The following is a 26284-nucleotide window of genomic DNA, read 5'->3' on the forward strand; positions in this document are numbered from 1 at the left end:
TTGTCAGATCAGGGTTAACAAACGGTTCGGCCGCAAAGAAAGTGCCGCCCGGACGCGGCAGTCAAAAGGCCAACCGGGGATTGAGCCCTCTCCTCCGTCTTGGTCGGGCCTGACCCGACCATCCATGCTATAAACGCCGTGCACGCCGCGTGAATCCTCGGGTCGAGCCCGAGGATGATGCTGGAGGATGAAGGCGGCGGCAGGGCAGCCGCCAACGTCATTTTTCGATCACGCCTGCTCGAAGGCGCCGTGGCAATGCTTGTATTTCTTGCCCGAGCCGCAGGGGCAGGCCTCGTTGCGCGACACGCGGCCCCAGGTCGACGGATCGTTCGGATCGCGATCCTCCGGCGAAACGCCGACAGCCATGAAGCCGCCGCCATTGCCTTCGCCGAAATCGTCCTCGCCGGTGGTGCCGTCGATATGATGGCCTTCCATCTCCGGCGGCACCGGCGCGGGGGCATCGGCGGCCTGGCGCACCAGTTCGACGCGCATCAGCTGCGCGGTGACGGTCTGGCGCAGGTTCGCCAGCAGCGCCTGGAAGAGCTCGAAGGCCTCGGCCTTGTATTCCTGCAGCGGATCGCGCTGGGCATAGCCGCGGAAGCCGATGACGGAGCGCAGGTGATCGAGGTTGACGATGTGCTCGCGCCAGAGATGGTCCAGCGTCTGGAGCAGCACGGAGCGCTCGACATAGGTCATGATCTCGGGGCCGAAACGCTCCGCACGGTCGGCGGCCGCCTGGTCGGTCGCCTTGTGCAGGCGCTCCAGGATGTCCTTCTCGTCGATGCCTTCCTCGGCCGCCCAGGCGTCGATCGGCAGATCGAGGTTGAGCTGTTCGAGAACGCCCTTCTTGAGGCCCGCGACATCCCACTGCTCGGCATAGGCATTTTCCGGGATGTGCAGGCGGACGAGGTTCTCCACCACTTCGTGGCGCATGTCGCCGACGATTTCGGAGAGGTTCTCGCCGTCCATCAGCTCGATGCGCTGCTCGAAGATGACCTTGCGCTGGTCGTTCAGCACGTCGTCATATTTCAGGAGGTTCTTGCGGATGTCGAAGTTGCGCGCCTCGACCTTCTTCTGCGCGCGCTCCAGCGCCTTGTTGATCCAGGGATGGACGATCGCCTCGCCTTCCTTGAGACCGAGCTTCTGCAGCATGGAATCCATGCGCTCGGAGCCGAAGATGCGCATCAGGTCGTCCTGCAGCGACAGGAAGAACTTGGAGCGGCCCGGGTCGCCCTGGCGGCCGGAACGGCCGCGCAGCTGGTTGTCGATGCGGCGGCTTTCATGGCGTTCGGTGGCGAGAACATAGAGGCCGCCGGCGGCGAGCGCCTGCTCCTTCAGCTTCTTCACCTCGGCGACGATGGCCTCGCGTTTCGCATCGCGCTCCGGACCCGGCTCCATCTCAGCAAGCTCGCGCTCGAGGCGCATGTCGAGGTTGCCGCCGAGCTGGATGTCGGTGCCGCGGCCGGCCATGTTGGTGGCGATCGTCACGGCGCCCGGCACGCCGGCCTGCGAGACGATATAGGCCTCCTGCTCGTGATAGCGGGCATTGAGGACCTGGAAGTCCTTGAAGCCCGACATCTTCAGCCGCTCGGCGAGATATTCGGACTTTTCGATCGAGGTGGTGCCGACGAGGACCGGCTGGCCCTTCTCCCTGGCGTCCTTGATCTCCTGGATGATCGCCTTGTACTTCTCCTCGACTGTCCGGTAGACCTCGTCGTCCTCGTCGAGGCGCTGGATCGGCAGGTTGGTCGGCACTTCGACGACGTCGAGGCCGTAGATGTTGCCGAATTCCTCGGCTTCCGTGGAGGCCGTGCCCGTCATGCCGCCGAGCTTGGAATACATGCGGAAATAATTCTGGAAGGTGATCGAGGCCAGCGTCTGGTTTTCCGGCTGGATCGTGACCTTTTCCTTGGCTTCCAGCGCCTGGTGCTGGCCTTCCGAATAGCGCCGGCCCGGCATCATGCGGCCGGTGAACTCGTCGATGATGACGATCTCGTCGTTGCGGACGATGTAGTCCTTGTCGCGGGTGAAGAGCTTGTGCGCCTTCAGCGCATTGTTGATGTGGTGGACGATGGCGACGTTCTCGACGTCGTAGAGCGATTCGCCCTTGAGAAGCCCCGCCTGGCGCAGGAGACCCTCCAGCTTCTCCGTGCCGACTTCGGAGAAGTTGGCCGAACGCTGCTTCTCGTCGATCTCGTAGTCCGCCTCGTCCAGCATCGGAATGAAGGTGTCGATCGTCGTATAGAGGTCGGAGCGGTCGTCGAGGGGACCCGAAATGATCAGCGGCGTGCGCGCCTCGTCGACGAGGATGGAGTCCACTTCGTCGACGATGGCGAAGAAGTGGCCGCGCTGCACCATCTGGCCGCGCTCGTACTTCATGTTGTCGCGCAGATAGTCGAAGCCGAGTTCGTTGTTCGTCGCGTAGGTGATGTCTGAGGCATAGGCGGCGCGGCGCTGGTCGTCGTCGAGGCCGTGCACGATAACGCCGGTGGTGAGCCCCAGGAAGCCGTAGATCTTGCCCATCTGGGCGCTGTCACGGGTGGCGAGGTAGTCGTTGACCGTGACGACATGCACGCCCTTGCCGGCGAGCGCGTTGAGATAGACGGGCAGCGTCGCGACGAGCGTCTTGCCTTCACCGGTCTTCATCTCGGCGATCGATTTCTCGTGCAGGATCATGCCGCCGATCAGCTGGACGTCGAAGGGACGCAGGCCAAGGACGCGGAGGGCCGCTTCGCGGGCGACGGCAAAGGCCGGGACCAGGATATCGTCGAGCGTCTTGCCGGCGGCGAGCTGCTCGCGGAATTCCACGGTCTTCGCCCGCAGCGCTTCGTCGGAAAGCGCCTTCATCTCGGGTTCGAGCGCGTTGATGGCATCGACGCGGGGCTTGTAGGAGCGGATGCGACGATCGTTCGAGGAACCGAACAACTTGCGGGCTAGGCCGCCGAGGCTGACCATCAGGATGGTCCTTTCTTTGTGGCACCCGGCGCGTGACAGGTCGCACGATATTTGCGCGCAAAGCCTTGAGACGCCCGGAAACTGTTCTGGACGCGGGATTGCGTGACAGATAAGAGGGGGGTCGAATGATGTCAACGGCTCAGGCGGTTGCACAACTGCCACATTCTGGTGGTGTTGAGCCGTCTGGCACCGGATATCGGCCCGATTCCGGCGAGGATGTGAAAGGTCTTTTTCGATATGTTCAAGTACAGCAAGCTCGCAGCAGTCGCCCTGATCGCGATTGCTGCCGCAAGCACCAGCGCCGGCGCACAGGATGCGGCGGCTGACCCGGTCATCGCCAAGGTCGGCACGGTCGAAATCCACGAATCGGAGCTGAAGCTCGCCATTGCCGGCCTCGACCCGCAGCTCGCCAACCTGCCGGACGAGCAGAAGCGCGTCGCCGCCCTCTCCTCGATCATCGACGTGAAGCTGCTCGCCGCCGACGCCGGCAAGGAAGGCCTGCAGGATACGCCCGACTTCAAGCAGCGCCTCGCGTTCCTCACCGATCGCGAGCTGCACAACGCCTATTTCAAGAAGCACGTCGTCGACGCCGTGACCCCGGAAGAGGTGAAGGCCCGCTACGACAAGGAAGTCGCCGCCATCGAGCCGGAAGATGAAATCCGCGCCCGCCACATCCTCGTCAAGACCGAGGAAGAGGCCAAGGCCGTGATCGCCGAACTCGATGCCGGCAAGGACTTCGTCGAGATCGCCAAGGAAAAGTCGACCGACCCGAATAAATCCGAAGGCGGCGACCTCGGCTATTTCGGCAAGGGCCGCATGGTTCCGGAATTCGAGACGGCCGCCTTCGCCTTGGAGAAGGGCGCCTACTCCAAGGAACCGGTGAAGAGCCAGTTCGGCTTCCACGTCATCAAGGTCGAGGACAAGCGCAAGCAGCAGCCCCCGGCGCTCGACCAGGTCGAAAGCCAGGTTCGCCAGCTCGTCATGCGCGACAAGTATCTGGAGCTCCTGGAAAAGGCCAAGGCCGCAGCCCCCGTCGACATCCAGGATGCCGCGCTGAAGACCGCTTATGATGCGGTTAACAAGCCGGAAGCGGCAGGTGAAGGCGAAGGCGCGCCGGCAACCGAAGGCCAGCAGTAATCGACAACGGCCCGGCGACTGCCGGGCCTTTCTTGAAACAGGAAAGCACGATGTCCGGTTCCGTCTCCCCGCTCGCTCCCAAAACCTATGCCGACATGCCGCCGGTGCGCGGCGTGCGCATGGCGACCGCCGCCGCCGGGATCAAGTACAAGAACCGGACGGATGTGCTGATGATGGTGTTCGACCGCCCCGCAGCGGTCGCCGGTGTCTTCACCCGCTCGAAATGCCCCTCCGCGCCGGTCGATTTCTGCCGCGCCAATCTTCCGGGCGGCGTTGCCCGCGCCGTGGTGGTCAATTCCGGCAATGCGAATGCCTTCACCGGCCGCAAGGGCCGCGAATCGACGCAGTTGACCGCGGAAGCCGCCGCAAAGGCCGTCGGCTGCAGCGAAGGCGAGGTCTTCCTTGCTTCGACCGGCGTCATCGGCGAGCCGCTCGACGCGACGAAATTCTCCGGCGTGCTCGACAGCCTCGCCGCCTCCGGCACGGAGGACTTCTGGTTCGAGGCCGCCAAGGCCATCATGACGACGGACACCTATCCGAAGGTCGCCACGCGCACGGCCGAACTCGGCGGCGTCACCATCCGCATCAACGGCATCGCCAAGGGCGCCGGCATGATCGCGCCGGACATGGCGACCATGCTCTCCTTCGTCGTCACCGACGCAAGCATTCCCGCATCGGTGCTGCAATCGCTGCTCTCGGCGGGCGTCGGTGCGACCTTCAATTCCGTCACCGTCGACAGCGACACCTCGACCTCGGACACGCTGATGCTGTTTGCGACCGGCGCGACCGAGGGCCAGGCGCCGGTGACGGCTGACGATGCCACGCTCGACGGTTTCCGCGCCGCTCTCAATGATCTCCTGCGTGACCTTGCGCTCCAGGTCGTACGCGATGGCGAAGGCGCGCGGAAAATGGTGGAAATCACCGTCGAGGGCGCCGAAAGCGACGAGGCGGCCAAGCGCATCGCCCTGTCGATCGCCAATTCTCCGCTGGTCAAGACCGCCGTTGCCGGCGAGGACGCCAACTGGGGCCGCGTCGTCATGGCCGTCGGCAAATCCGGAGAGATGGCCGACCGCGACCGCCTCGCCATCTGGTTCGGCGACGTCCGCGTCGCCGTCGACGGCGAGCGCGACCCCGCCTATTCCGAAGAGGCGGCCACCGCCGTCATGCAGCGCGAGGACATCCCTGTCCGCGTCGAGATCGGCCTCGGCACCGGCAAGGCGACGGTCTGGACCTGCGACCTCACCAAGGAATATGTCGAGATCAACGGCGACTACCGCAGCTGATGCCGCTTCAGCAGATACGCGCAGCGTTTGCTGGTAAAGACACGAGAACAGAGGCCCGGCGCGCGTGACGCCCTCCGAACGAACGACGATGAGCGATCTTCCCAAAGTCCGGCGGCTTGAGGCCGTCGGTTTCCGCGCCTGGCCGGCCGCTTCCGTGCACTACGACGGAAGCTGGCTCTTTCGGCTGACCGCCGGCCATCCCTCGCGCCGGCTGAACTCGGTGAACCCGCTCGACCCGTCCGACACGCGCGACATCGACATCCGCCTGGAAAAGGCGGCCAAGAAGTTTTCCGACTACGGTCGCCCGCTGCTGGTGCGCCAGACGCCGCTGACCCCGCCGAAACTTGTCGCCCACATGGACGATGCCGGCTGGACGGAAGCGGGCCGCACCATCGTCATGACCGCCGACCTTGCCACGCTGCCGCGTGACGAGGGGCTCGACCATCTGCCGAGCCGCGACGTCGGCCGGTTCGTCGATGCGCGTATCCGCGTTGCCGGCGACGACCCGGCGCTGAAGCCCGGCCTCACCGAGATCATCAACGCCATCAAGCCGGAAACCGGGCTGTTCATCTTCGAGGAGCCGGATTTCGGCCCGACGGCCGTGGCGATCGCCGTGCATGACAACGACCTCGTCGGCATCCTCCAGCTTGGCGTCGCGGAGGAAAGGCGCGGCCGCGGTCTCGGCACCGCCGTCCTCCATGCCGCGCTGCGCTGGGCAAAGCTCAAGGGCGCGCGCCAGGCCTGGGTGCAGGTCGAGGCCGAGAATGCCGCCGCCATCGCGCTCTATCGCCGCGCAGGCTTCAAGGACGTCTACCAGTACAGCTACCGGGGGCCTGCCGCGGCATGAGCGAGATCGAAACGAAACCCCGCCGCATCCTGCTCGTCGCCGCCTGCGCGCTCGTCGACGCCGATGGCCGCATTCTGCTGGCGCAGCGCCCGGAGGGGAAATCGCTCGCCGGCCTGTGGGAGTTTCCCGGCGGCAAGGTGGAGCAGGGCGAAACGCCGGAAGAGACGCTGATCCGCGAACTGGACGAGGAACTCGGCATCCGCACGAAGGTGGCCTGCCTCGCCCCGCTGACCTTTGCCAGCCATACCTATGACGACTTCCATCTCCTGATGCCGCTCTACATCTGCCGCCGCTTCGAGGGTACCGCGCACGGCCGCGAGGGGCAGGCGATCAAATGGGTGCGGTCGAAGGCGCTGCGCGACTATCCGATGCCCCCGGCCGACGAACCGCTCATCCCCTTCCTGATGGACCTTCTTTGAAGGCCTGGCGAGAATTTACCCAGCATTTTCCATGCTCCGTTAAGCAATCGTTTAGCACCCTCGTTCAATGATCGGTCTTGAACGTTGCAATGCCTACGAGACCCTGTGATGCGTGACGAAGACTTCTGGAAAGCCGTTCAGGAGAAGGATTTCACGTCGGCCGGCGATACCCGGACCGGCGCGCTCAACCTCGCCCTGCTCTTCGGCACGGCTGTCATCGCGCTTGCGCTCGTCCTGACCCCGGTTCTTTCCGCAAAGACCGACAAGCGCATGATGGCAAATGTGCCGGATGAATTTGACATGATCTCGACGGGATCGATCCCGTCGGACGGCAGAAAGCGCTATACGGTGCGCCGCAGCGTCCTGCAGGAAATGCCGGGCGCCGTCTGCATCGTCAACGGCACCGGTGGAAACAACGGCTGCTGAGCAGAAACAACGATGCGCGAGGGCGCGGGAGCGTGGAATGGTGCTGAAATCACTGAAATCATTCTGCTCCGACCGCACCGGCGGCACGGCTGTCGAGTACGGGCTCCTGCTCGGGCTCATCTCGATCGGCCTGCTGGCCGGCCTCGAAGCCTTCAGCAACAGCCTTTCGGACACCTTCGGCACCATCACCAACACCATCGACTCCGCCGGAACAGAATAAATCAGGTGCCGCCGCCCTGCTTCAGGGCATCGGCGAGGCGCATCGTCGCCGAGCCGGGTTTCAGCGGCTTCTGCTGGCTTTCGTGCGGCGCCCAGCCTGAAACATAGATGACCGAAAAGCTCGCACGGATGCGCCCGTCCGGATCGGAGAAGCGCTCCGCATAAAGCTCCGCCGCGCGCAGGAGGACGCCGCGCGTGAGCGGCCGGCGGCTGCGGCCGGCGAGCGGATTGGCCATGCCCATGGCCCGCAGGTCCTTCATCAGCGGAAAGATCGAATCGTAGCGCACCGTATAGGTCTCCCGGTCCGTCACCGGCAGGGCGAAGCCGCCGCGCTGGAGAAGCGCGCCGACATCGCGCACATCCGGGAAGGGAATGACCCGCGGGCTCGCCCCGCCCGTGACCTCGCTTTCCGCCGCAAGCAGCACCTCGCGCAGTTCCTGCAGGGTGCCGCTGCCGGGGATGGCCGCAAGGAACAGCCCGTCCGGCTTCAGCGCACGGCGGATCTGCACGAAGACACCCGGCGTGTCGTTGGTGAGGTGCAGCGCCAGCGGCGAAACGATGAGGTTGACCGATTGCGGCTCCAATGGCACCGTTTCGAGCGGCGAGACCGTCAGCGCCTCACCCGGCGCGGCGAACCGCGCGTCGCTCTCCACCCGCTCCATCCCGTCCACCTTGCCCGTCGCGACGATCGCCCGCGCGGCGGCACCGGTATGGCCGTGCAGCTCGACAGCCCGCTCGAAGCGGCGCTCGATGACGCTGAGGCGTTCGGCAAGCTCGCGCGCCACCACGTCGAGCAGGAAATCCGCCGGCTCGCCGGCAAGCGCGCGCCGCCGGTTCGTGTCGATCAGGGATTGGTCGAAGAGCGTTTCCATGGGAGGTGTCCGGTTCGCAATTCCATTCGCTTTGGCCGCTTGGACCGACTATTGTCAACCGCATGGGCGAAATCGAGGCCGAGGCAGCGCCGGCAGTCCCGCTCCGGCAGGCCCTTGCCTGCCGGCTGCGCGGCCTTGCGGGCAGCGCCCTCGACCTCGTCTATCCACCGGCCTGCGCGGGCTGCGGCGTGCTGCTCGGCAGCCGTGCAGGCCTTTGCCCGCGGTGCTGGTCGAAGCTCGCCCTGATCGAACGCCCCTATTGCGAGGTGCTCGGCACGCCCTTCTCGCACGATCTCGGCCCTGGCATCCTCAGCGCCGACGCCATCGCCAACCCGCCACCCTTTGACCGGCTGCGCTCCGTCGCGCTCTACGACGACCTTGCCCGCGTGCTCGTCCATGCGCTGAAGTACCGCGACCGCACCGATCTCGCGCCGATGATGGCCGGATGGATGCTGCGCGCCGGCGACGGCACCGTGGAGGCCGCGGACGCCATCGTCCCCGTTCCCCTGCATCGCTTCCGCCTCCTCTGGCGCAAGTTCAACCAGTCGTCGGAGCTTGCCCGCGGGCTCGGCGGGCTTTCCGGCAGGCCCGTTCTTGTCGATGCCGTGCGCCGCACGAAGCGCACCCGACGCCAGATCGGCCTCGGGCCCCGCGCCCGCGAGGAGAACGTGCGCGGCGCCTTCACCGTCACGCCGGAGGGCCGCGAGGCGCTGTTCGGCCGCCGCGTGGTGCTCGTCGACGACGTCTATACGACCGGGGCCACCGTTTCGGCCGTCACGCGCGCGCTGAAACGGGCAGGCGCCGCCGACATCACCGTTTTGACCTTTGCAAGGGCGCTTCCCGGACCTATATGAAAGACAAGGTTTTCCAAGCTTTGGAGCAGGAGAATATGGCTTCGGTCGTCATCTATACGCGTCAGTTCTGCGGCTATTGCAGCGCCGCCAAGAAACTTCTCGAAACCAAGGGCGTGACCTACCAGGAGCACGACGCGACCTATGCGCCGGAGATCCGCCAGGAGATGATCAAGCGCGCCAACGGCCGCAGCACCTTCCCGCAGATCTTCATCGACGAACGCCATGTCGGCGGCTGCGACGACCTGCATGCCCTGGAGCGCGCCGGCGAGCTCGACGCCCTGCTCGCTGCCTGAGGAGTTCGCCATGACCGTCACGATCGCCGCCCTCCAGATGTGCTCCGGGACCGATCCCGTCCGCAACGTGGAGACGATGCGGCGCCTCGTGCGCGAGGCGGCCGCCAAGGGCGCCGTCTATGTCCAGACGCCGGAAATGACCGGCGCGCTCCAGCGCGACCGCGCGGGGCTGCGCGCCATCCTGCGCACGGAGGCCGACGATCTCGTGGTCGCCGCCGCGGCCGAACTTGCCGCCGAGCTCGCCATCCACGTGCATGTCGGCTCCACCGCCATCGCGCTTGCCGACGGCAAGGTCGCCAATCGCGGTTTCCTGTTCGGCCCCGATGGCGGACAGGTCTGCACCTACGACAAGATCCACATGTTCGACGTCGATCTCGACAATGGCGAGAGCTGGCGCGAAAGCGCGGTCTATTCGCCAGGCGTCGTCGCGCGCATGGCGGACCTTCCCTTCGCACGGCTCGGCTTTGCCATCTGTTACGACGTGCGCTTCCCCGAGCTCTTCAAGATGCAGGCCCAGGCCGGCGCCGAGATCATCTCCGTTCCCGCCGCCTTCACGCGCCAGACCGGCGAAGCCCATTGGGAAACGCTGCTGCGCGCCCGCGCCATCGAGAACGGCGTCTACATCATCGCCGCCGCGCAGGCCGGCACGCATGAGGACGGCCGCGAGACCTTCGGCCATTCCATGATCATCGACCCGTGGGGCCGCGTCCTGGCCAGCGCTGGCGGCACGGGCGAGGCCGTCGTGCTCGCCGAGGTTGACAATGCCGCTGTCAAGGCCGCGCACGACAAGATCCCCAACCTGCGCAACGGGCGCACCTTCACGCTGGAAACGGCAAAGGCGCCCGCGAAGGGAGGCGTTGCCGCTTGATCCGCTACGAGCTTTCCTGTGACAACGGGCACGCCTTCGAAGGGTGGTTCGGCTCGGCGGACGATTTCGACCGCCAGCAGAAAAGAGCGCTCGTCTCCTGTCCCACCTGCGGCTCCACCCATGTCGCCAAGCGCCTGATGGCGCCCTCCGTCTCGACCGCCCGCAAGAAGGAGCGCCGTCAGGAGCTCGTGGTGCAGGCCGGCCAGAAGGAGATGATGAACAAGCTTCGGGAGATCGTCTCGACCATCCGCGCCAATTCGGAGGATGTCGGCGAGCGCTTTCCGGAAGAAGCACGCAAGATCCACTATGGCGAGGCCGAACAGCGCGGCCTGATCGGTCGGGCCTCGGCGGACGAGGTGCGCGAGCTGCTGGAGGAGGGCGTCGAGGTCGCGCCGCTTCCCGTCCTGCCCGACGAAACCAACTGATGCGCGGCCATCATCTCGCGATCTACAATTTCGGCCTGCATGTCGACGACTACGAAAGCCCGCGCGTCGAAGGCTTCCGCCTGCGCGAACCACTGAATTTCGAGGCGGCGAACCGGGCGGAGGGGTTCGTCGGCCGTTCCGGCTATGACGGCGAGCCGGGACCGGAAAGCTGGGGCGAGAAGGTCTATCCCCGCTTCATTACCGGCAGCGGCTTTGCGGATGCTCCCTCCTCGCTCTCGCTGTGGAGCGGGCTCGAGGCGCTGATGGCCTTCACCTATAACGGTGTGCACGCCGACGCCCTGAAACACGCCCGCAACTGGAACCAGCGGCAGGCCTGGCCTGCCCTCGTGCTCTGGTGGGTGGCGGAAGGCGTCCGGCCTCTCTGGGCCGATGGCGCCGAGCGGCTGGAGCATCTTGCCGATCACGGCCCGTCGCCCCGCGCCTTCACCTTCAAGACGGCCTTTTGCCCCGACGGCAACACCGTCGGCATCGACCGCGAAAGCGTGAAGGCGATCGCCGCGCGCAACGCGGCCGGGCAGCAGGATCTGCTTGCCGTCGCGAAGACGTTGAAGGCCTGATCGGAGCTTCCGCGCGGGCCGGGCTTCAGGCGGAGGCGCGGCGCGCCACCATCATGTAGTTGACGTCCATGTCCTTCGACAGGTTCCACTGGTTGGACAGCGGGTTGAAGAACACGCCGGTGCGATCGGTCACCGTCAGCCCCGAGGCCGTCAGCGGTTTCTCGATCTCCTCCGGGCGCACCAGCTTTTCATATTGATGGGTGCCGCGCGGCAGCCAGCGCAGCACGTTTTCCGCCGCGAAGATCGCCAGCGCCGCCGCCTTCAGCGTGCGGTTGATCGTGGCGACGAACATCATGCCGCCGGGACGCACCATGGAGGCGCAGGTGGTGAGGAAGAAATCGACGTCGGAGACGTGCTCGACCACTTCCATGTTGAGCACGACGTCGAAGGTCTCGCCGGCTTCCGCCAGCGCCTCGGCGGTCACCGCCCGGTAATCGACCGGAACGCCGCTGCCCGCCGCATGGGCCTTGGCGATGCCGATGTTCTTTTCCGAGGCATCCGCCCCGAGCACATCCGCCCCCATGCGCGCCATCGGCTCGGAGAGCAGGCCGCCGCCGCAGCCGATATCGAGGATGCGCAGGCCCTCGAGCGGGCGATGCGCTGCGGGGTCGCGGCCGAACTGACCGGATACGAGATCGCGGATATAGGTGAGGCGGACCGGATTGAACTTGTGCAAGGGCCGGAATTTTCCGGCCGGGTCCCACCACTCGGCCGCCATCGCCGAAAAGCGGTCGACTTCCGCCTGATCGATCGTCGTGCGGGCTGCCTCGCTCATGGCTCGTCTCCTTCGCGTCCGTGTCCCCCGTGAAGTCGGCCTCCCCGGGTCGGATGTCAAGGGTCGAATGCGGAGGGAGACGAAGTGAAGCGGTTCAGCCGAGCCGCGTCGCCCGGAGTCGGTCCTCGTCGAGGACCACGCCGAGGCCGGGCGTTTCGCCCAGCACAAGCCAGCCGTCCTCGTGCCGCAGCGGCGCCTGCAGCGGGTAGTCACGGCGCGCCTCGCTCCATTCCGGCCCGTCATAGGGATATTCGAGGAAGGGCGCGTCGCCCGCCCCCGCCGTCAGATGCGCATTGGCGAGCACGCCGATGCCGTTCGTCCAGGAATGCGGGGTGAAGGCGACGCCCGCCTCGCGCGCCTGGAAGGCGAGCCGCCGGCATCCCGTGATGCCGCCGACCAGCGCCACGTCCGGCTGGATCACGTCGAAGGCGCGTTCCTCGATGATGTCGCGGAACTCATAGAGCTCGCGCGTCATCTCCCCGCCGGCGATGCGCACGCTCGTCGCCTCCTTCAACGCCTTCATGCCCTTGCGGTCGGAGCGGTGCAGCGGCTCCTCCATCCAGTAGATGCCGAGCCGTTCCAGCTCCCGCACGACGACGAGCGCATCCTTGAAGGTCCAGGAGAGCGTCGTGTCCCAGGGCATGCGCCAACCCTGGTTGCAATCGACCATCAGCTCCAGCCGGTCGCCGACACGGGCGCGGATCGCCTCCAGCGCCTTCACGTCCTCCCGCCAGCCGTTGCGCCCGCCGGCTGAGGAGGAGAAGCGCACCTTCATTGCCGGAAAGCCTTCCGCGATGTAGCGCTCGGCCTGGTCTGCCATGGCGGCGGGTTCTCGCAGCACGCCGGAGGACGCATAGAGCCGCACCCGGTCGGCACGGCCGCCGAGCATGCGCCAGACCGGCTCGCCCGTCACCTTACCCGCAAGGTCCCAGAGCGCCAGATCCAGCGGCCAGCAGCGGCCATAGTGGAAATTGATGTGCGAGAGCACCTCGTAGTGCCGTTCGAGATGGCGCGGGTCCGCGCCGATGAACAGGTCCTCGTGGCCCTCGAACCCCTTCATCAGGTCGCCGGAACCGATGCCTTCGCGACCTTCCTCGTCACGCACGCGCACGATCGTCGCGTCGAAATGCCGGCGTGGGCGCCCGTCCCAGCTCGCCTTGAACGGCGGATCGAGCGGCAGCCGGTGATGGCTGATGCCGATGGAAACGATCCTGCTCATGCGCCCCTCCCCTGGAATTCAATCAGCCGAACTGCTGCCAGATCGTCTTGTAGTCGCAATATTTGTCGATCGCATGCACCGAGCGGTCGCGGCCGAAACCCGATTGCTTGAAGCCGCCGAAGGGCGTCGCGAAATTCGACATGTCGTAGGTGTTGATCCAGACCGTACCGGCATGGATGCCTTCGGAGAAGCGGTGCGCCCGGTCCATGTCTCGGGTGAAGACGGCGCCGGCGAGCCCGTAGATGGTGTCGTTGGCGATGGCGAGCGCTTCCTCTTCCGTGTCGAAGGCGATGGCCGCAAGCACGGGGCCGAAGATCTCCTGCCGGGCGATGCGCATGTCGTTCGTCACATCCGTAATGACACCCGGCGAGACATAGTAGCCGCCCGTCTCGGACAAGACGCGCTCCGCGCCGAAGACGCGGCGCCCGCCGCCCTTTTCGCCTGCCGCGACGAGGCCGAGGACCTTGTCCATATGCTCTGCCTCGATTAGCGCGCCGATCTGCGCCGAAGGCTCGAAGGGATGCGCCAGCACGATCTCGCGCTTCACCACCGTCTCGATCTTCTCGATCAGCGCATCTTGCACCGGGCGCTGCACGAGAAGGCGGGTCGCGGCATGGCAGGTCTCGCCGGAATTGTAGAAGCAGCCCCAGGCGGCCGCGCTCGCCGCCGCGTCGAGATCGGCATCGGCAAAGACGACGAGCGGCGACTTGCCGCCGAGTTCCAGCGCCACGCGCTTGAGGTTCGACTGGGCGGCGTAGCCCATGATCAGCCTGCCCACCTCGGTCGAGCCGGTGAAGGCGACCATGTCGACATCCGCGTGGAGCGCCAGCGGCTTGCCGACCTCCTCGCCGAAACCCGTGACGACGTTGAAGACGCCGGCGGGCAGGCCCGCCTCGACGGCAAGCTCGGCGAGCCGCAGCGCCGAGAGCGAGGACTGCTCGGCCGGCTTCAGCACCACGCAATTGCCGGCCGCGATCGCCGGCCCGAGCTTCCAGGCATCGATGATCATCGGATAGTTCCACGGCGTGATCGCCGCGACGACACCGAGCGGCACCTTGCGGACGAGCGCGCGCGCCTTCGGTCCGGTCGGGGCGATCTCGTCATACATCTTGTCGATCATCTCGCCGTAATACTGGATGCCCTCGGCGCATAGGCGCACGTCGACGCCGAGCGAGGCCTGCACCGGCTTGCCGACATCGAGCGTTTCGAGAAGGGCCAGCTCTTCGCCATGGGCACGGATCAGCTCCGCCCAGCGCAGCATGATCCGCTTCTTCTCCAGCGGCTCCTTGCCACGCCACACACCGCTGGCAAAGGCCTTGCGGGCAGAGGCCACGGCACGGTCGACATCGACCGCATCGCCGCGCGCGAGCACGGCGCCGGGTTGGCCGTCCATGGGCCGCGTGCGGGTAAAAGTCCGGCCGGAAACGGCAGGCTGCACCCTGCCGTCGATGAAATGCCCGCGGGCAAGCGAGAGGCCGGCAAGGCGTTCTTCCCAATAGGCGCGGCTGTGCTGTTCGGTCATGGTCGTCCTCAGAGCGTCCGGGGCAGCGCCATCATGCTGGCGGCGAAGGTATCGATATCGGCATCCGAAACCGTCCGGATCGTCGAGCGGCGCATCGGCTGGTTCTCCGGCGCGCGCATCTCACGGGCGAGGTCTTCGGCGGTGAAGGCGGCAAAGGCGGCCGGCAGGGCGCGGACGATGCCGCAACGGTCCATCAGGTCGGCGACGAAGCCGGGCAGCATCGCCGCATCCTGCAGGCCGCAGGCCCGCGCCGCCGCGGCAAGGTCGGGCGTGTCGGCCTCGACGAGCCAGGCGAGCGTCGCCTCGAAGCCGAGCGCCGTGGCGAGCCCGTGATGCACCGGCGCAAGGCCGGCGAGCGCATGGCTGATCGTATGGGCGATCGCCGTGCCGCAATTGTCGATCGCGATGCCGGCATAACAGGCACCGAGCAGCACCTTGCCGCGCGCCTCCCTGTCCGCCGGGTTCTTGACCGCCGTTTCCAGCGCCTCCACGAGGAGGCCGAGCGCGGCATGGGCATAGAGCGCGGCGCCGGCATGGGCGTTGCGGTTGGTCGCCGCCTCGAAGGCATGCACGAAGGCGTCGAGCCCGCACCAGGCGGTAAGGTTTGCCGGAAGCGTCACGGTGAGCGCCGGATCGAGCAGCACGAGGTCCGCCTTGGTCTCCGGCCCCCAGATCCACAGCTTCTTGCCCTCCGGCCCGGTGAAGATGGTCGTCGCCGACGTTTCCGAGCCGGTGCCCGCCGTCGTCGGCACCAGGATCTTGCGCAGCGGCCTGCCCGGCAAAGGGTGGGCGGCAAGCGCAAAGTGCATCGGGCCGTCCGCGCCCGCCGCCACGCAAGCCGCGATCTTGGCGATATCGAGCGCCGACCCGCCGCCGAGACCGACGACGAGGTCCTTGCCGCTGGCCGCTGCCGTGGCGGCCTCGACCGCGACCAGCTTCGGCTCGCCGGCAAAACCGGAGAAGAATTCCACCGCCACGCCCTCGGCATCAAACTGGTCGGCCAGGCGCCCGCCGAGCCCGCCGAGCCCGCCGGCGGCAAGGAACCCGTCGATGACGACGAGCACGGAGCGGGCACCGAGCGCACGGGCGCATGCGGCGATGGTCTCATGGACCCCTTCGCCGAAACGAATCTCGGGCACGAAAGACGTTGTGAACGGCACGGAACCTCCCGAACGGATTTGTCGAACCGTGCATCACAATTTCAGATTTTCAAATCCTTGGATTTTTCAGTCTTTTTGATAACCTCAGATCATGAAGGACGCCATGCTCGCCCGTATCCCCCTCGAAACCTTCCGTGTCTTCGACGCCGCCTGCCGGCACATGAACTTTTCGCGCGCCGGGCGGGAGCTGAACATCACCCAGGCGGCCGTCAGCCGGCGCATCAAGGGGCTGGAGGATCATCTCGGCACGCAGCTCTTCGCCCGCAGCGGTAAGAACCTGGCCCTGACGCCGCGCGGCGAAAGGCTGTTCCAGCGCGTGCGCGCCTCGCTCGACTATCTGGAGGAAAGCCTGGAGCCGTTCCGCACCGGCGCGGGACAGAGCATCTCGCTCGCCGCCAGCGGGTCTGTCTCCCATCTCTGGCTCGGCCGGCGCCTGCGCGATTTCTCCCGCGACAATCCCGACGTCACGCTCCGCCTCGTCACGTCGGACAGCCCGGCCGACCTCGCCTCCGAGAACAACGACCTCGTCATCCTCTACAGCGCCGGCGAGCACCCCCGCTGGAGGCTGACGCCGCTTCTCGCCGAAACGCTCGCCCCGGTGGCCTCGCCGGACTATATCGCCCGCAAGGGCCTCGATGCCGCCGCCATTGCCCCGGCCGATCTTATCGCCCTCGACCTCATCGACTACGAACGCTTCAATGCCAACTGGATCTCCTTCCGCCCCTGGCTGGAGCGGGTCGCACCACAGGCACTCCGCAAGGCGCCGCCGCGGCCGCACCTCACCTTCTCCACCTATGCGCTCGCCGTCGACGCGGCCCTCAGCGGCGACGGCGTGGCGCTCGGCAGCCTCGATCTCCTTGCCGCCGCGCTTGCCGAGGGCGCCCTGGTGCAGCTCGGGGAGACGCGCCTCGTCACCGGCTACGGCTATCATCTCGGCCTGCCGAAATTCCGCACCTCGCCGCCCGAAGCGCTCCGGCTGCACGACAGCCTGCTCGCCAGCCGCGCCGGGCCGTAAGGCCCCCGCGCTTGCAGGCATCCAGGGAGTAGCCTATCAGGAGCGGGAGATCGATGGATCCGGCCCGGCATGGGCCCGGCACCACCGCATCGACACGGGCAACGGCGCGGTTCGGCATGACGGAGCGGAAGCAAGGCAGATCCGGCTTGGTTGTCTTCGGGCTTTTGGCCGTCGTGCTGCTCGGGGCAATCGGCGCGACCGTGCTCCTGGCCAACGACTACCGCAATCTCAACCGCTTGCTCGCCCGCTTCGGCTACGATCCCGTCACCGTGACGCCGCAGACGCGCGACTTGCGCCCCTATGAACTGAAGGGCAACCGCGTGCCGCGCCCCAGGGGTCTCATCCCGGAACGGCTCCTGACGCCCGTCACGCCGATGCAGACCCGGTTCGTCCGCACCATCCGCAAGGCGCCGGAAATGCTCTGCGATGCGCTGCGCCGCAGCGGCTTCGAGACGGCCGGCTGGAAGGCCGGGCTGTTCGACCAGCAGAGCTGGGAATGCCAGTCCTACCGCGAATTCCCCGACGCGAGCGACGGCACGAATCCGTCCTCCTCCGCCTTCCTGTCGATCCGGGGCAATGCGGAAACCCGCGTCTCCTCCTTCCGCATCAAGCTCAACATCGAGAACACGGCGACGCAGAACCGCGTGACGGATGCCGTCATCGCGGCGATCGAGGTCTTCCTCGACGAGGTGCGCTGGGAAGAGGCGCCCGACATCTTCGCCGATATCCGCGCGCTCAAGGAATTCGACATCATCCGCTTCGGCAACCGCATCCAGCTCAAGAAGGAGTTCAGCGAAACGCCGCGCTACAATTTCATCATCACGCCGGACCGCACGCGAACCCGCGGCACCTACCTGCCGGATTATTTCGATCGCGGCCGCTGGCTGCCGCTGCCCGACAAGCTGTGATGCGCCGGGAGATGGAGCTTGCCATGAAAAGACCGACAAAGCGAACCCGGTGGGCACAGGTGCTTGCTTTCCTCTTCTCGGCGGCCACCGCCCAGGCTGCCGGCCTCGAATCCGGCCCGGTTTCGGACGATCCGATCTGGACCGACAAGCCCGTGCGCATCGACCGCAAGACGCAGGCCTATGAGCGGCTGGCCGTGGAGCCGATCGTGCTGCCGTTGCGCCTTCACCCGTCCGCCCGCGTCACCGTCTTCGACAGCGCCTCCTTCGCGGACGGTGGCCGGCTCTATGTGCTGACGGACGCCGTGCCGGTCGATCCGAAGCGGTTCTGCCGCGATGCCGACGGCATGGTCGCTATCTGCGGCCAGCAGGCGCGCATCGCCCTCAGGCGGCTGGTCGCCGGCAAGAGCCTGACCTGCGAAGAGAATATCCGGTTTTCCGGCGTGTCCTTCCTCACCTGCTCGGCCGGCGGCAAGGATCTCGCCGAAACGCTCGTCGCGACCGGTGCGGCCTCGGCCGCCACGCCGCGGCTTGCCGCCACCCAGGAGGACGCCATGCGGCGAAAGGCCGGCATCTGGATCGACGCGGAATGCCGCGCCCTCAAGCGATGCCCGCCGGGGCGGGGACGTTAGAGCATTCCCGATGAACTCCGGTTCACCAGGAATGCCCCAGACTCTCGCTTTTGCCGCATTATCCGACGCCGATACGCCACTTGCCGGTTCCCTCTCCGGCCCATCCCCGCTATGACAGGACCATGAGCCTCCCTGCCCAGCCCATGCTCCGCCAGCGCCTCACGCTTGCCGCCGACCGGCCGCTCATCTACGCCATCGGCGATGTTCATGGCTGCCTCGACGCCCTGCTGGCGCTTGAGGACAGGATCCGCGCGGACGCCGCGTCCCGCATGGCCGAGCGGCCGCTCCTCCTCTATCTCGGCGACTATGTCGACCGCGGCCCGGCCTCCCGGGCGGTGATCGAGCATCTGGCGAAGCCCGAACACGGCGACGGCATCGAGCGCATCGCGCTGTGCGGCAACCATGACGACACGTTCCTGAAATTCATCTTCAATCCGCACCAGCACCTGCGCTGGCTGGACTACGGCGGCGACGCCACGCTGCGCTCCTACGGGCTGGACCTTGCGGACTATACCGACCCCAGCGAGGCGGTACACACGCTCGGCGCGGCCCTGCGCCGCGCGGTCCCGCAGCACCTTATCGATTTCCTGCAAAACATGCCGATCGCGCTGACGAGCGGCGACCGGCTCTTCGTCCATGCCGGCATCATGCCCGGCATTCCGCTCGCCCGGCAGGAGGATCATGACCTCATCTGGATCCGCGAGCCCTTCCTCAGCGAAGGTCCCGGCCTGCCGCTGACGGTCATCCACGGCCATACGGCGGGGCGCGAGCCGGTCTTCGGCAAGGGCCGCATCTGCATCGACACGACCTGCTACGCCACCGGCCGGCTGACCGCCCTCAGGGTGACCCTTGCGGGCGCGGACCTGATTTAGGGATCATCACCCCCGCCCGAACTCGTCCTCGATACGGATGATGTCGTCCTCGCCGAGATAGGAGCCGGTCTGCACCTCGATCAGTTCGAGCAGGATTTTTCCCGGATTGGCGAGGCGATGCACCTCGCCCTGCGGAATGTAGACGGATTCGTTCTCACGCAGCGGGATCGTCCTGTCGCCGATCGTCACCTCGGCCGTGCCCCGCACGACGATCCAGTGTTCCGAGCGATGGTGGTGCTTTTGCAGCGACAGCCGCTTGCCGGGCGTCACGAACAGGCGCTTGACCTGGAATCGCTCGCCGTTCAGCACCGAGGTATAGCCGCCCCAGGGCCGGTAGGAGGTCGGGTGCGTCTCGGTCAGCTTCGCCGTCTTCGGCAGGCTGGCGAGATGCTTCACCAGCTTGCCGACGTTCTGGCTGTCCTCCATGCGGCCGACATAGACGGCGTCCTCGCTGGCAATGACGGCGACATTGTCGAGACCCTGCACGGCGACGTGGATGTCCCGCGAGATGACCAGCGAGTTGCGCGTGTCGAGCACCGTCGTGCTGCCGTCGGCGACGTTGCCGGCCTCGTCCTGCCGGCCGGTCTTCCACACCGAATCCCAGCTGCCGAGATCGGACCAGGTGATCGGCGAGGGCACGACGGCGGCGATCGGCGTCTTCTCGAAAATGGCATAGTCGACGGAGATGTCGGGCGCGCGCGAAAAGGCCGCCTCGTCGAGCCGCTCGAAGTCGAGGTCGTGCTGTGCCTTGGCGACCGCTTCGCCCGCCGCCTCCAGCACGTCCGGCGCATATTGCCGCAGTTCGCGCAGGAAGAGCCCGACCGGCAGCATGAACATGCCGGAATTCCAGAGATAGCCGCCGGCCGCCAGCATGGCCGTCGCCCTTTCGTGATCCGGCTTCTCGACGAACCGGCGTACCGCATTGGCGCCGTTGCCGAGGTCCTCGCCGATCTCGATGTAACCGTAGCCGGTCGCGGGCTCGCTCGGCGTGATGCCGAAGGTGACGAGGCGGCCGGCCCTCGCGGCGGCAGCCGCCCTGGCGATGCAATCGAAATAGGTGGCGTTGGCATCGATCTCGTGATCGGAGGCAAGCACCTGCATGATCGCGTCGTCGCCGTGATGGCGCGCGATGAAGGTCGCGGCGGCGGCAAGCGCCGGCGCCGTGTTGCGGGCGACGGGCTCGAGCAGGATCGAGGTGAGCGCGACGCCGGCCGCGCGGGCCTGTTCGGCGACGAGGAAGCGGAAGTCGCTGTTGGTGACGACGATCGGCGCCGCATAGAGCCCCGCATCGGCGACGCGCGCCAGCGTTTTCTGGAAGAGCGTGGTTTCCCCGAGGAATTCGAGGAACTGCTTCGGCGCGGAGGCGCGCGACAGCGGCCAGAGACGGGTGCCCTTACCGCCGGCCATGATGACGGGTACGATCTTGCTGCTCATCCTGCTCGTCCTGATGCGTTGGTCCGCCCTCATGGCGCACGCCTTGCGCGCCACTCTCGCCCGGCGTCGTAAAGAAACAGCAAACTACCACAACCTGGCGTTCCGGTCGGGTACGCAATGTTGCGGATAGGGTAAAGAGGACCTTCTTCGCAAGCAGTGAAATGAAGGCAACAAAAAACCCGCCGGAACGGCGGGTTTGACAGGCGCAAAAGCGTACCGCGATCAGGCCGGTACGACGATACCCTGCAGCGTGGTGAGTTCGGCGAGATAGGTCTCGATGCCGAACTTCTGGTCGTCCGACTTGGCATGGCTCAGCTCGGCACGGGCGGCTTCGATGCGGCGAACGATGTCTTCGTTCTTGAAGTCGTCGACGTGCACGGCCGATTCGGCCAGAAGCGTGCAGCCTGTCGGGACGATGTCGGCGAACCCGCCGAAGACCACGTAGCGGTCCTTCTTGCCGTCCGCGAACTTCACGGTGACGACACCCGGCTTGATCGTCGTCATGGTCGGCGCGTGGTTGGCCATGACGGTCATCTCGCCCTCGGTCGCCGGGATGACGACCTCGCTGACGCTGCCGGAAACCAGCAGACGCTCGGGGGAAACGAGTTCAAAGTTGAATTCTGTTGCCATGACCATCTTAGCGAATAGCGAATAGCGAATAGCGAATAGAATTCGTATTCGAGGTTCGCATTTTCCCTATTCGCTACTCCCTATTTCCTATTCGCTGTTAAGCCGCTTCGGCAGCCAGCTTCTTGGCCTTCTCGACGGCTTCTTCCATGGAGCCGACCATGTAGAAGGCGGCTTCCGGCAGGTGGTCGTACTCGCCGTTGACGAGGCCCTTGAAGCCCTTGATCGTGTCTTCGAGCGCGACGAGCTTGCCCGGCGAGCCGGTGAAGACTTCGGCCACGAAGAACGGCTGGGACAGGAAGCGCTCGATCTTGCGGGCGCGGGCAACGGCCAGCTTGTCGTCTTCCGACAGTTCGTCCATGCCGAGGATGGCGATGATGTCCTGCAGCGCCTTGTAGCGCTGCAGGGTCGTCTGGACCTTGCGGGCGACTTCGTAGTGCTCTTCGCCGACAACCATCGGGTCGAGCATGCGCGAGGTCGAGTCGAGCGGATCCACGGCCGGGTAGATGCCCTTTTCGGCGATCGAGCGCGACAGAACGGTCGTTGCGTCCAGGTGGGCGAACGAGGTTGCCGGCGCCGGGTCAGTCAAGTCGTCGGCCGGAACGTAGATGGCCTGGACCGAGGTGATCGAGCCCTTGGTCGTGGTGGTGATGCGTTCCTGCATCGCGCCCATGTCGGTGGCGAGCGTCGGCTGATAGCCCACGGCCGACGGGATGCGGCCGAGCAGAGCCGACACTTCGGAACCGGCCTGCGTGAAGCGGAAGATGTTGTCGACGAAGAACAGAACGTCCTGGCCCTTGTCGCGGAAGTCTTCGGCGATCGTCAGACCCGTCAGCGCAACGCGCGCGCGGGCACCCGGCGGTTCGTTCATCTGGCCGTAGACGAGGGCAGCCTTGGAGCCTTCGCCGCCGCCGTGCTTGTTCACGCCCGATTCGATCATCTCGTGGTAGAGGTCGTTGCCTTCGCGGGTACGTTCACCGACGCCCGCGAACACCGAGTAACCACCGTGCGCCTTGGCGACGTTGTTGATCAGTTCCATGATGAGAACGGTCTTGCCGACGCCTGCGCCGCCGAAGAGGCCGATCTTGCCGCCCTTCGCGTAGGGCGCCAGCAGGTCGACGACCTTGATGCCGGTGACGAGGATCTGCGCTTCCGTGGACTGCTCGACATAGGCCGGAGCATCCTGGTGGATGGCGCGCTTCGCCTTGGTGACGAGCGGGCCGGCTTCGTCGACGGGCTCGCCGATGACATTCATGATGCGGCCGAGCGTCTCGTCGCCGACCGGAACGGAGATCGGGGCGCCGGTGTCGGTCACGGGCTGGCCGCGGACGAGACCTTCGGTCGAGTCCATGGCGATCGTGCGAACCGTGTTTTCGCCGAGGTGCTGAGCGACTTCGAGAACGAGGCGGTTGCCGTTGTTGTCGGTTTCCAGCGCGTTCAGGATGAGCGGCAGGTCGCCCTCGAAGGCGACGTCAACGACGGCGCCGATAACCTGGGTAACGCGACCGGTCGCGCGGGCTGCGACCGGAGCCGCCGCCTTGGTTGCAGCAGCAGTCTTCGCTGCCGGCTTGCGCGCTGCCGGCTTCTTTTCCACTGCGGCGGTTTCCTTCGGGGTAGCTGCCTTAGCCATGTCTCTTACCCTCTTTGTCCTGGTCCTTAGAGCGCTTCAGCGCCCGAGATGATTTCGATGAGTTCCTTGGTGATCTGAGCCTGGCGCTGACGGTTGTAGTTGAGCGTCAGCTTGTTGATCATCTCACCAGCATTGCGGGTCGCGTTGTCCATGGCGCTCATCTTGGCGCCCATTTCGCCGGCGACGTTCTCGAGCAGGGCCCGGAAGATCTGGACGGAAATGTTGCGCGGGATGAGATCCCCGAGGATCGCGCCGGCATCCGGCTCGTAGTCGTAGATCGCGTTGGCACCCGTCGTCTCGGCAGCGACCGCCGGAGCGGAGGCCGGGATGAGCTGGAGCGCGGTCGGGATCTGCGAGATGACCGACTTGAACTCGGAATAGAACAGCGTGCAGACGTCGAATTCGCCCTGCTCGAACAGGCCGATGACCTTGTGGCCGATCTGGTCTGCATTGGCAAAGCCGATGCGCTTGACTTCGCGCAGATCGACGCGGTCGATGATCAGCGACGCGAATTCACGGCGCAGGATATCGAAACCCTTCTTGCCCACGCAGATGATCTTGACCGTCTTGCCGCTCGCCAGAAGCTTGCGGGTGTGGTCACGCGCAAGGCGCGCGATCTGCGAGTTGAAGCCGCCGCACAGGCCGCGTTCGGCCGTGCAGACGACGAGCAGGTGAACCTGGTCCTTGCCCGTGCCGGTCATCAGACGCGGCGCCGAATCGTCCTGGCCGACGGCCTGGGCGATGTTGGCGAGAACGGCGCTCATGCGCTGCGAATAGGGCCGGGCGGCCTCGGCCGCTTCCTGGGCACGCCGAAGCTTTGCCGCGGCGACCATCTTCATCGCCTTGGTGATCTTCTGCGTCGCCTTGACGGAGGCGATCCGGTTTTTCAGATCCTTAAGTGAAGGCATCCGTTTTCCGTCCTGTAACACGATCCGGGAGAGGTCTCCTCAGCGGATCATGCGTCAATCAAAGTTCCCGGGCTGCCTGCGCGCCGGCGGCGCGCAGGGCTCGAACCGTTAGGTCTCAGCCGAAGCTCTTGGCGAAGGCATCGAGAGCAGCCTTGAGCTTGCCCTTGGTGTCGTCGCTGATCGCCTTTTCGGTGCGGATCGTGTCAAGGATCGCTTTGCCTTCGGAGCGCATGTAGCCGAGCAGGCCCTGCTCGAACTTGCCGACCTGGGCGACCGGCAGCTTGTCGAGATAGCCGTTGACGCCGGCGAAGATCACGACGACCTGCTCTTCCGTCTTCAGCGGCGAGAACTGCGGCTGCTTCAGGAGTTCGGTCAGGCGTGCACCGCGGTTGAGCAGGCGCTGCGTTGCGGCATCGAGGTCCGAGCCGAACTGGGCGAAGGCGGCCATTTCGCGATACTGGGCAAGCTCGCCCTTGATCGAGCCGGCGACCTGCTTCATCGCCTTGATCTGTGCGGAGGAGCCCACGCGGGACACCGACAGACCGACGTTAACGGCCGGGCGGATACCCTGGTAGAACAGGTCCGTTTCAAGGAAGATCTGGCCGTCGGTGATCGAGATCACGTTGGTCGGGATGAACGCCGAAACGTCGTTGCCCTGGGTTTCGATGACCGGCAGAGCCGTCAGCGAGCCAGCGCCCATCTCGTCGTTGAGCTTTGCCGCGCGCTCCAGGAGACGCGAATGCAGGTAGAAGACGTCGCCCGGATAGGCTTCGCGGCCCGGCGGACGGCGCAGCAGCAGCGACATCTGGCGGTAGGAAACGGCCTGCTTGGACAGGTCGTCGTAGCCGATGAGGGCATGCATGCCGTTGTCGCGGAAATATTCGCCCATCGCGCAGCCGGCGAACGGTGCGAGATACTGCATCGGGGCCGGGTCGGAGGCGGTTGCAGCAACGATGATCGAGTACTGCAGCGCGCCGCGCTCTTCGAGCACCTTCACGAACTGGGCGACGGTCGAACGCTTCTGGCCGATGGCGACGTAGACGCAGTACAGCTTGTCGCCGTCCGGGCCGTTGTCGTGGATCGCCTTCTGGTTCAGGATCGTGTCCAGGATGATGGCGGTCTTGCCGGTCTGGCGGTCGCCGATGACCAGCTCGCGCTGGCCGCGGCCGACCGGGATGAGGGCGTCGATGGCCTTGAGGCCGGTCGACATCGGCTCATGCACCGACTTGCGCGGGATGATGCCCGGAGCCTTGACGTCAACGCGGGCGCGCTGCTTGGCATTGATCGGGCCCTTGCCGTCGATCGGGTTGCCGAGCGCGTCGACGACGCGGCCGAGCAGCTCCGGGCCGACCGGCACGTCCACGATGGCGCCGGTGCGCTTGACGGTGTCGCCTTCCTTGATGTCACGGTCGGAACCGAAGATAACGACGCCGACATTGTCGCTTTCCAGGTTCAGCGCCATGCCGCGGATGCCGCCGGGGAACTCCACCATTTCACCAGCCTGGACATTGTCGAGGCCGTAAACGCGGGCGATGCCGTCACCGACGGAGAGCACCTGGCCGACTTCCGAGACTTCCGCCTCTTTGCCGAAATTTTTGATCTGATCTTTGAGAATTGCGGAAATTTCCGCGGCGCGGATATCCATCAGCCGACCTCTTTCAGTGCAAGCTTAAGGGTAGAGAGTTTGGTGCGAAGGGAGGTGTCGATCTGGCGGGACCCGACCTTGACGATCAGACCACCGAGAATGGACGGGTCGACGGTGACGGCAATCGCCACGTCTTTGCCGGTGACGCCTTTCAGCGCCGCCTTCAATTCTGTTTCCTGCGCTGCGGTCAGCGCATGGGCCGAGGTGACGTCGGCCGTGATTTCGCCGCGGGCGCGGGCCGCGATGGCGCGGTAGGCCTTGATCATGCCGGGAACGGCGAAGAGGCGGCGATTTGACGCAACCACCTTGAGGAAGTTTGCCACGAGACCCGTGATGCCGGCCTTTGCGGCAACGGCGGCAATGGCCTTGGTCTGATCTTCGGCGGAGAAGACGGGGCTGAGGATCAGCCGCTTCAGGTCGTCGCTTTCGTCGATCAGTGCCTGGAAACGGGCAAGATCGGCACCGACACTGTCAGCCGAACCGGCTTCCTGAGCGAGGTCGAAAAGCGAAGACGCGTATCTTTCTGCAACACCGGAAACAAGCTGGGATGTGTCTGCCACGGGCACAAGCTTCTCTTCTTTTCATTCAAGAGGTCGGGCAGTAGCGAAGCTACGGTCCTAACCAATTGAAATCGTTGCGGTAATCTTCAGTCCCTACAGGCTTTGGCGCCCGCTTTTTCTGAATTTCGCGGTTCGTCTAGCATACGAAACCGGGACTCGCAACACGCCGGACGCAGGAATGCGCCATAAGTCGGCCACAGTCGG

Annotated in this window: 27 protein-coding genes; 15 read left to right on the forward strand and 12 right to left on the reverse strand. The window is 65.8% G+C overall.

Translation table 11 applies throughout. The annotated features are described in order from the left end of the window. Positions 1 to 228: 228 nt before the first annotated feature. A complete protein-coding gene (gene secA / locus WMC41_RS18990; protein WP_432345688.1) occupies positions 229 to 2955 on the reverse strand; it encodes a preprotein translocase subunit SecA in 2727 nt (908 codons plus the stop codon). A gap of 237 nt (positions 2956 to 3192) precedes the next feature. On the opposite strand from secA, the gene WMC41_RS18995 reads away from it, so the two are divergent. The 6 genes from WMC41_RS18995 to WMC41_RS19020 all read left to right on the forward strand — a co-directional run bounded on the left by WMC41_RS18995 (position 3193) and on the right by WMC41_RS19020 (position 7287). Further along, complete coding sequence (locus tag WMC41_RS18995; RefSeq protein WP_244769360.1) at positions 3193 to 4092, forward strand: peptidylprolyl isomerase; 900 nt, start codon at positions 3193 to 3195, stop codon at positions 4090 to 4092. A 50-nt stretch (positions 4093 to 4142) separates the two neighbouring features. Further along, complete coding sequence (gene argJ / locus WMC41_RS19000) at positions 4143 to 5375, forward strand: bifunctional glutamate N-acetyltransferase/amino-acid acetyltransferase ArgJ (RefSeq protein ID WP_432345690.1); 1233 nt, start codon at positions 4143 to 4145, stop codon at positions 5373 to 5375. 88 nt (positions 5376 to 5463) lie between these two features. After that, positions 5464 to 6222: a GNAT family N-acetyltransferase gene (locus WMC41_RS19005; RefSeq protein WP_244769358.1), complete on the forward strand. Its 759-nt coding sequence runs from the start codon at positions 5464 to 5466 to the stop codon at positions 6220 to 6222. Then, the gene (gene mutT / locus WMC41_RS19010; RefSeq protein ID WP_272806898.1) at positions 6219 to 6641 is read left to right on the forward strand and encodes an 8-oxo-dGTP diphosphatase MutT; all 423 of its coding nucleotides are present in this window, start codon (positions 6219 to 6221) and stop codon (positions 6639 to 6641) included. The genes WMC41_RS19005 and mutT overlap by 4 nt, the downstream gene beginning before the upstream one ends. 108 nt (positions 6642 to 6749) lie before the next feature. Next, entirely contained in the window at positions 6750 to 7067 is a 318-nt protein-coding gene (locus tag WMC41_RS19015) for a hypothetical protein (protein ID WP_244769356.1), read from the forward strand. A gap of 37 nt (positions 7068 to 7104) precedes the next feature. Then, positions 7105 to 7287 carry a Flp family type IVb pilin gene (locus WMC41_RS19020; protein WP_244769355.1) on the forward strand — a complete coding sequence of 61 codons (183 nt, stop codon included), beginning with the start codon at positions 7105 to 7107 and terminating at the stop codon, positions 7285 to 7287. Between the two features lies 1 nt (position 7288). Here WMC41_RS19020 and WMC41_RS19025 read toward each other — a convergent pair whose 3' ends face one another. Beyond that, positions 7289 to 8158: a methyltransferase domain-containing protein gene (locus tag WMC41_RS19025; protein WP_432345693.1), complete on the reverse strand. Its 870-nt coding sequence runs from the start codon at positions 8156 to 8158 to the stop codon at positions 7289 to 7291. Positions 8159 to 8220: 62 nt separating this feature from the next. Between WMC41_RS19025 and WMC41_RS19030 the strand changes: the two genes are divergently transcribed. From WMC41_RS19030 to WMC41_RS19050, 5 genes are read left to right on the forward strand one after another with little or no spacing between them, the layout of a single operon-like run. After that, the gene (locus WMC41_RS19030; protein WP_432345695.1) at positions 8221 to 9012 is read left to right on the forward strand and encodes a ComF family protein; all 792 of its coding nucleotides are present in this window, start codon (positions 8221 to 8223) and stop codon (positions 9010 to 9012) included. Positions 9013 to 9047: 35 nt separating this feature from the next. Then, positions 9048 to 9305, forward strand: coding sequence for a glutaredoxin 3 (gene grxC, locus WMC41_RS19035; RefSeq protein ID WP_432345697.1), 258 nt, complete (start codon positions 9048 to 9050; stop codon positions 9303 to 9305). Positions 9306 to 9315: 10 nt separating this feature from the next. Further along, a complete protein-coding gene (locus tag WMC41_RS19040; RefSeq protein WP_432345699.1) occupies positions 9316 to 10173 on the forward strand; it encodes a carbon-nitrogen hydrolase family protein in 858 nt (285 codons plus the stop codon). Further along, the gene (locus WMC41_RS19045) at positions 10170 to 10598 is read left to right on the forward strand and encodes a DUF1178 family protein (RefSeq protein WP_064331717.1); all 429 of its coding nucleotides are present in this window, start codon (positions 10170 to 10172) and stop codon (positions 10596 to 10598) included. The genes WMC41_RS19040 and WMC41_RS19045 overlap by 4 nt, the downstream gene beginning before the upstream one ends. Further along, positions 10598 to 11176 carry a DUF3291 domain-containing protein gene (locus WMC41_RS19050; RefSeq protein WP_432345701.1) on the forward strand — a complete coding sequence of 193 codons (579 nt, stop codon included), beginning with the start codon at positions 10598 to 10600 and terminating at the stop codon, positions 11174 to 11176. The genes WMC41_RS19045 and WMC41_RS19050 overlap by 1 nt, the downstream gene beginning before the upstream one ends. Positions 11177 to 11201: 25 nt before the next feature. Here the strand turns inward: WMC41_RS19050 and ubiG are convergent, their stop codons facing one another. The 4 genes from ubiG to WMC41_RS19070 all read right to left on the reverse strand — a co-directional run bounded on the left by ubiG (position 11202) and on the right by WMC41_RS19070 (position 15852). Further along, positions 11202 to 11951: a bifunctional 2-polyprenyl-6-hydroxyphenol methylase/3-demethylubiquinol 3-O-methyltransferase UbiG gene (ubiG, locus tag WMC41_RS19055; protein WP_432345703.1), complete on the reverse strand. Its 750-nt coding sequence runs from the start codon at positions 11949 to 11951 to the stop codon at positions 11202 to 11204. A 94-nt stretch (positions 11952 to 12045) separates the two neighbouring features. Further along, positions 12046 to 13170 carry a mandelate racemase/muconate lactonizing enzyme family protein gene (locus tag WMC41_RS19060; protein ID WP_432345705.1) on the reverse strand — a complete coding sequence of 375 codons (1125 nt, stop codon included), beginning with the start codon at positions 13168 to 13170 and terminating at the stop codon, positions 12046 to 12048. A 22-nt stretch (positions 13171 to 13192) separates the two neighbouring features. Further along, positions 13193 to 14692 (reverse strand): aldehyde dehydrogenase, encoded by a 1500-nt coding sequence (locus tag WMC41_RS19065; RefSeq protein ID WP_432345707.1) that lies wholly within the window; start codon positions 14690 to 14692, stop codon positions 13193 to 13195. 8 nt (positions 14693 to 14700) lie between these two features. After that, positions 14701 to 15852 carry an iron-containing alcohol dehydrogenase gene (locus WMC41_RS19070; protein ID WP_432345709.1) on the reverse strand — a complete coding sequence of 384 codons (1152 nt, stop codon included), beginning with the start codon at positions 15850 to 15852 and terminating at the stop codon, positions 14701 to 14703. A 103-nt stretch (positions 15853 to 15955) separates the two neighbouring features. Between WMC41_RS19070 and WMC41_RS19075 the strand changes: the two genes are divergently transcribed. From WMC41_RS19075 to WMC41_RS19090, 4 genes are all read left to right on the forward strand, one after another. Continuing rightward, on the forward strand, positions 15956 to 16867 hold the full coding sequence (locus WMC41_RS19075; RefSeq protein ID WP_432345711.1) for a LysR substrate-binding domain-containing protein: 912 nt from the start codon (positions 15956 to 15958) through the stop codon (positions 16865 to 16867). A gap of 146 nt (positions 16868 to 17013) precedes the next feature. After that, on the forward strand, positions 17014 to 17775 hold the full coding sequence (locus WMC41_RS19080; protein WP_432345713.1) for a DUF6030 family protein: 762 nt from the start codon (positions 17014 to 17016) through the stop codon (positions 17773 to 17775). A 23-nt stretch (positions 17776 to 17798) separates the two neighbouring features. After that, complete coding sequence (locus WMC41_RS19085; RefSeq protein WP_432345715.1) at positions 17799 to 18404, forward strand: thermonuclease family protein; 606 nt, start codon at positions 17799 to 17801, stop codon at positions 18402 to 18404. Between the two features lie 122 nt (positions 18405 to 18526). After that, positions 18527 to 19276 carry a metallophosphoesterase family protein gene (locus WMC41_RS19090; RefSeq protein ID WP_432345717.1) on the forward strand — a complete coding sequence of 250 codons (750 nt, stop codon included), beginning with the start codon at positions 18527 to 18529 and terminating at the stop codon, positions 19274 to 19276. 6 nt (positions 19277 to 19282) lie between these two features. Here the strand turns inward: WMC41_RS19090 and WMC41_RS19095 are convergent, their stop codons facing one another. From WMC41_RS19095 to WMC41_RS19120, 6 genes are all read right to left on the reverse strand, one after another. After that, positions 19283 to 20710: a mannose-1-phosphate guanylyltransferase/mannose-6-phosphate isomerase gene (locus WMC41_RS19095; protein WP_244769343.1), complete on the reverse strand. Its 1428-nt coding sequence runs from the start codon at positions 20708 to 20710 to the stop codon at positions 19283 to 19285. Between the two features lie 222 nt (positions 20711 to 20932). After that, positions 20933 to 21340: a F0F1 ATP synthase subunit epsilon gene (locus WMC41_RS19100; RefSeq protein ID WP_244769342.1), complete on the reverse strand. Its 408-nt coding sequence runs from the start codon at positions 21338 to 21340 to the stop codon at positions 20933 to 20935. A gap of 97 nt (positions 21341 to 21437) precedes the next feature. Further along, entirely contained in the window at positions 21438 to 22967 is a 1530-nt protein-coding gene (gene atpD / locus WMC41_RS19105; RefSeq protein WP_432345720.1) for a F0F1 ATP synthase subunit beta, read from the reverse strand. Between the two features lie 26 nt (positions 22968 to 22993). Further along, the gene (locus WMC41_RS19110) at positions 22994 to 23875 is read right to left on the reverse strand and encodes a F0F1 ATP synthase subunit gamma (protein WP_244769340.1); all 882 of its coding nucleotides are present in this window, start codon (positions 23873 to 23875) and stop codon (positions 22994 to 22996) included. Positions 23876 to 23990: 115 nt separating this feature from the next. Next, positions 23991 to 25520, reverse strand: coding sequence for a F0F1 ATP synthase subunit alpha (gene atpA, locus WMC41_RS19115; RefSeq protein ID WP_244769339.1), 1530 nt, complete (start codon positions 25518 to 25520; stop codon positions 23991 to 23993). After that, positions 25520 to 26086: a F0F1 ATP synthase subunit delta gene (locus tag WMC41_RS19120; protein ID WP_244769338.1), complete on the reverse strand. Its 567-nt coding sequence runs from the start codon at positions 26084 to 26086 to the stop codon at positions 25520 to 25522. Before WMC41_RS19120 ends, atpA begins: the two co-directional genes overlap by 1 nt. Between the last annotated feature and the right edge of the window lie 198 nt (positions 26087 to 26284).

This window comes from Shinella yambaruensis, from assembly GCF_050859155.1.
GTDB lineage: Bacteria > Pseudomonadota > Alphaproteobacteria > Rhizobiales > Rhizobiaceae > Shinella > Shinella yambaruensis.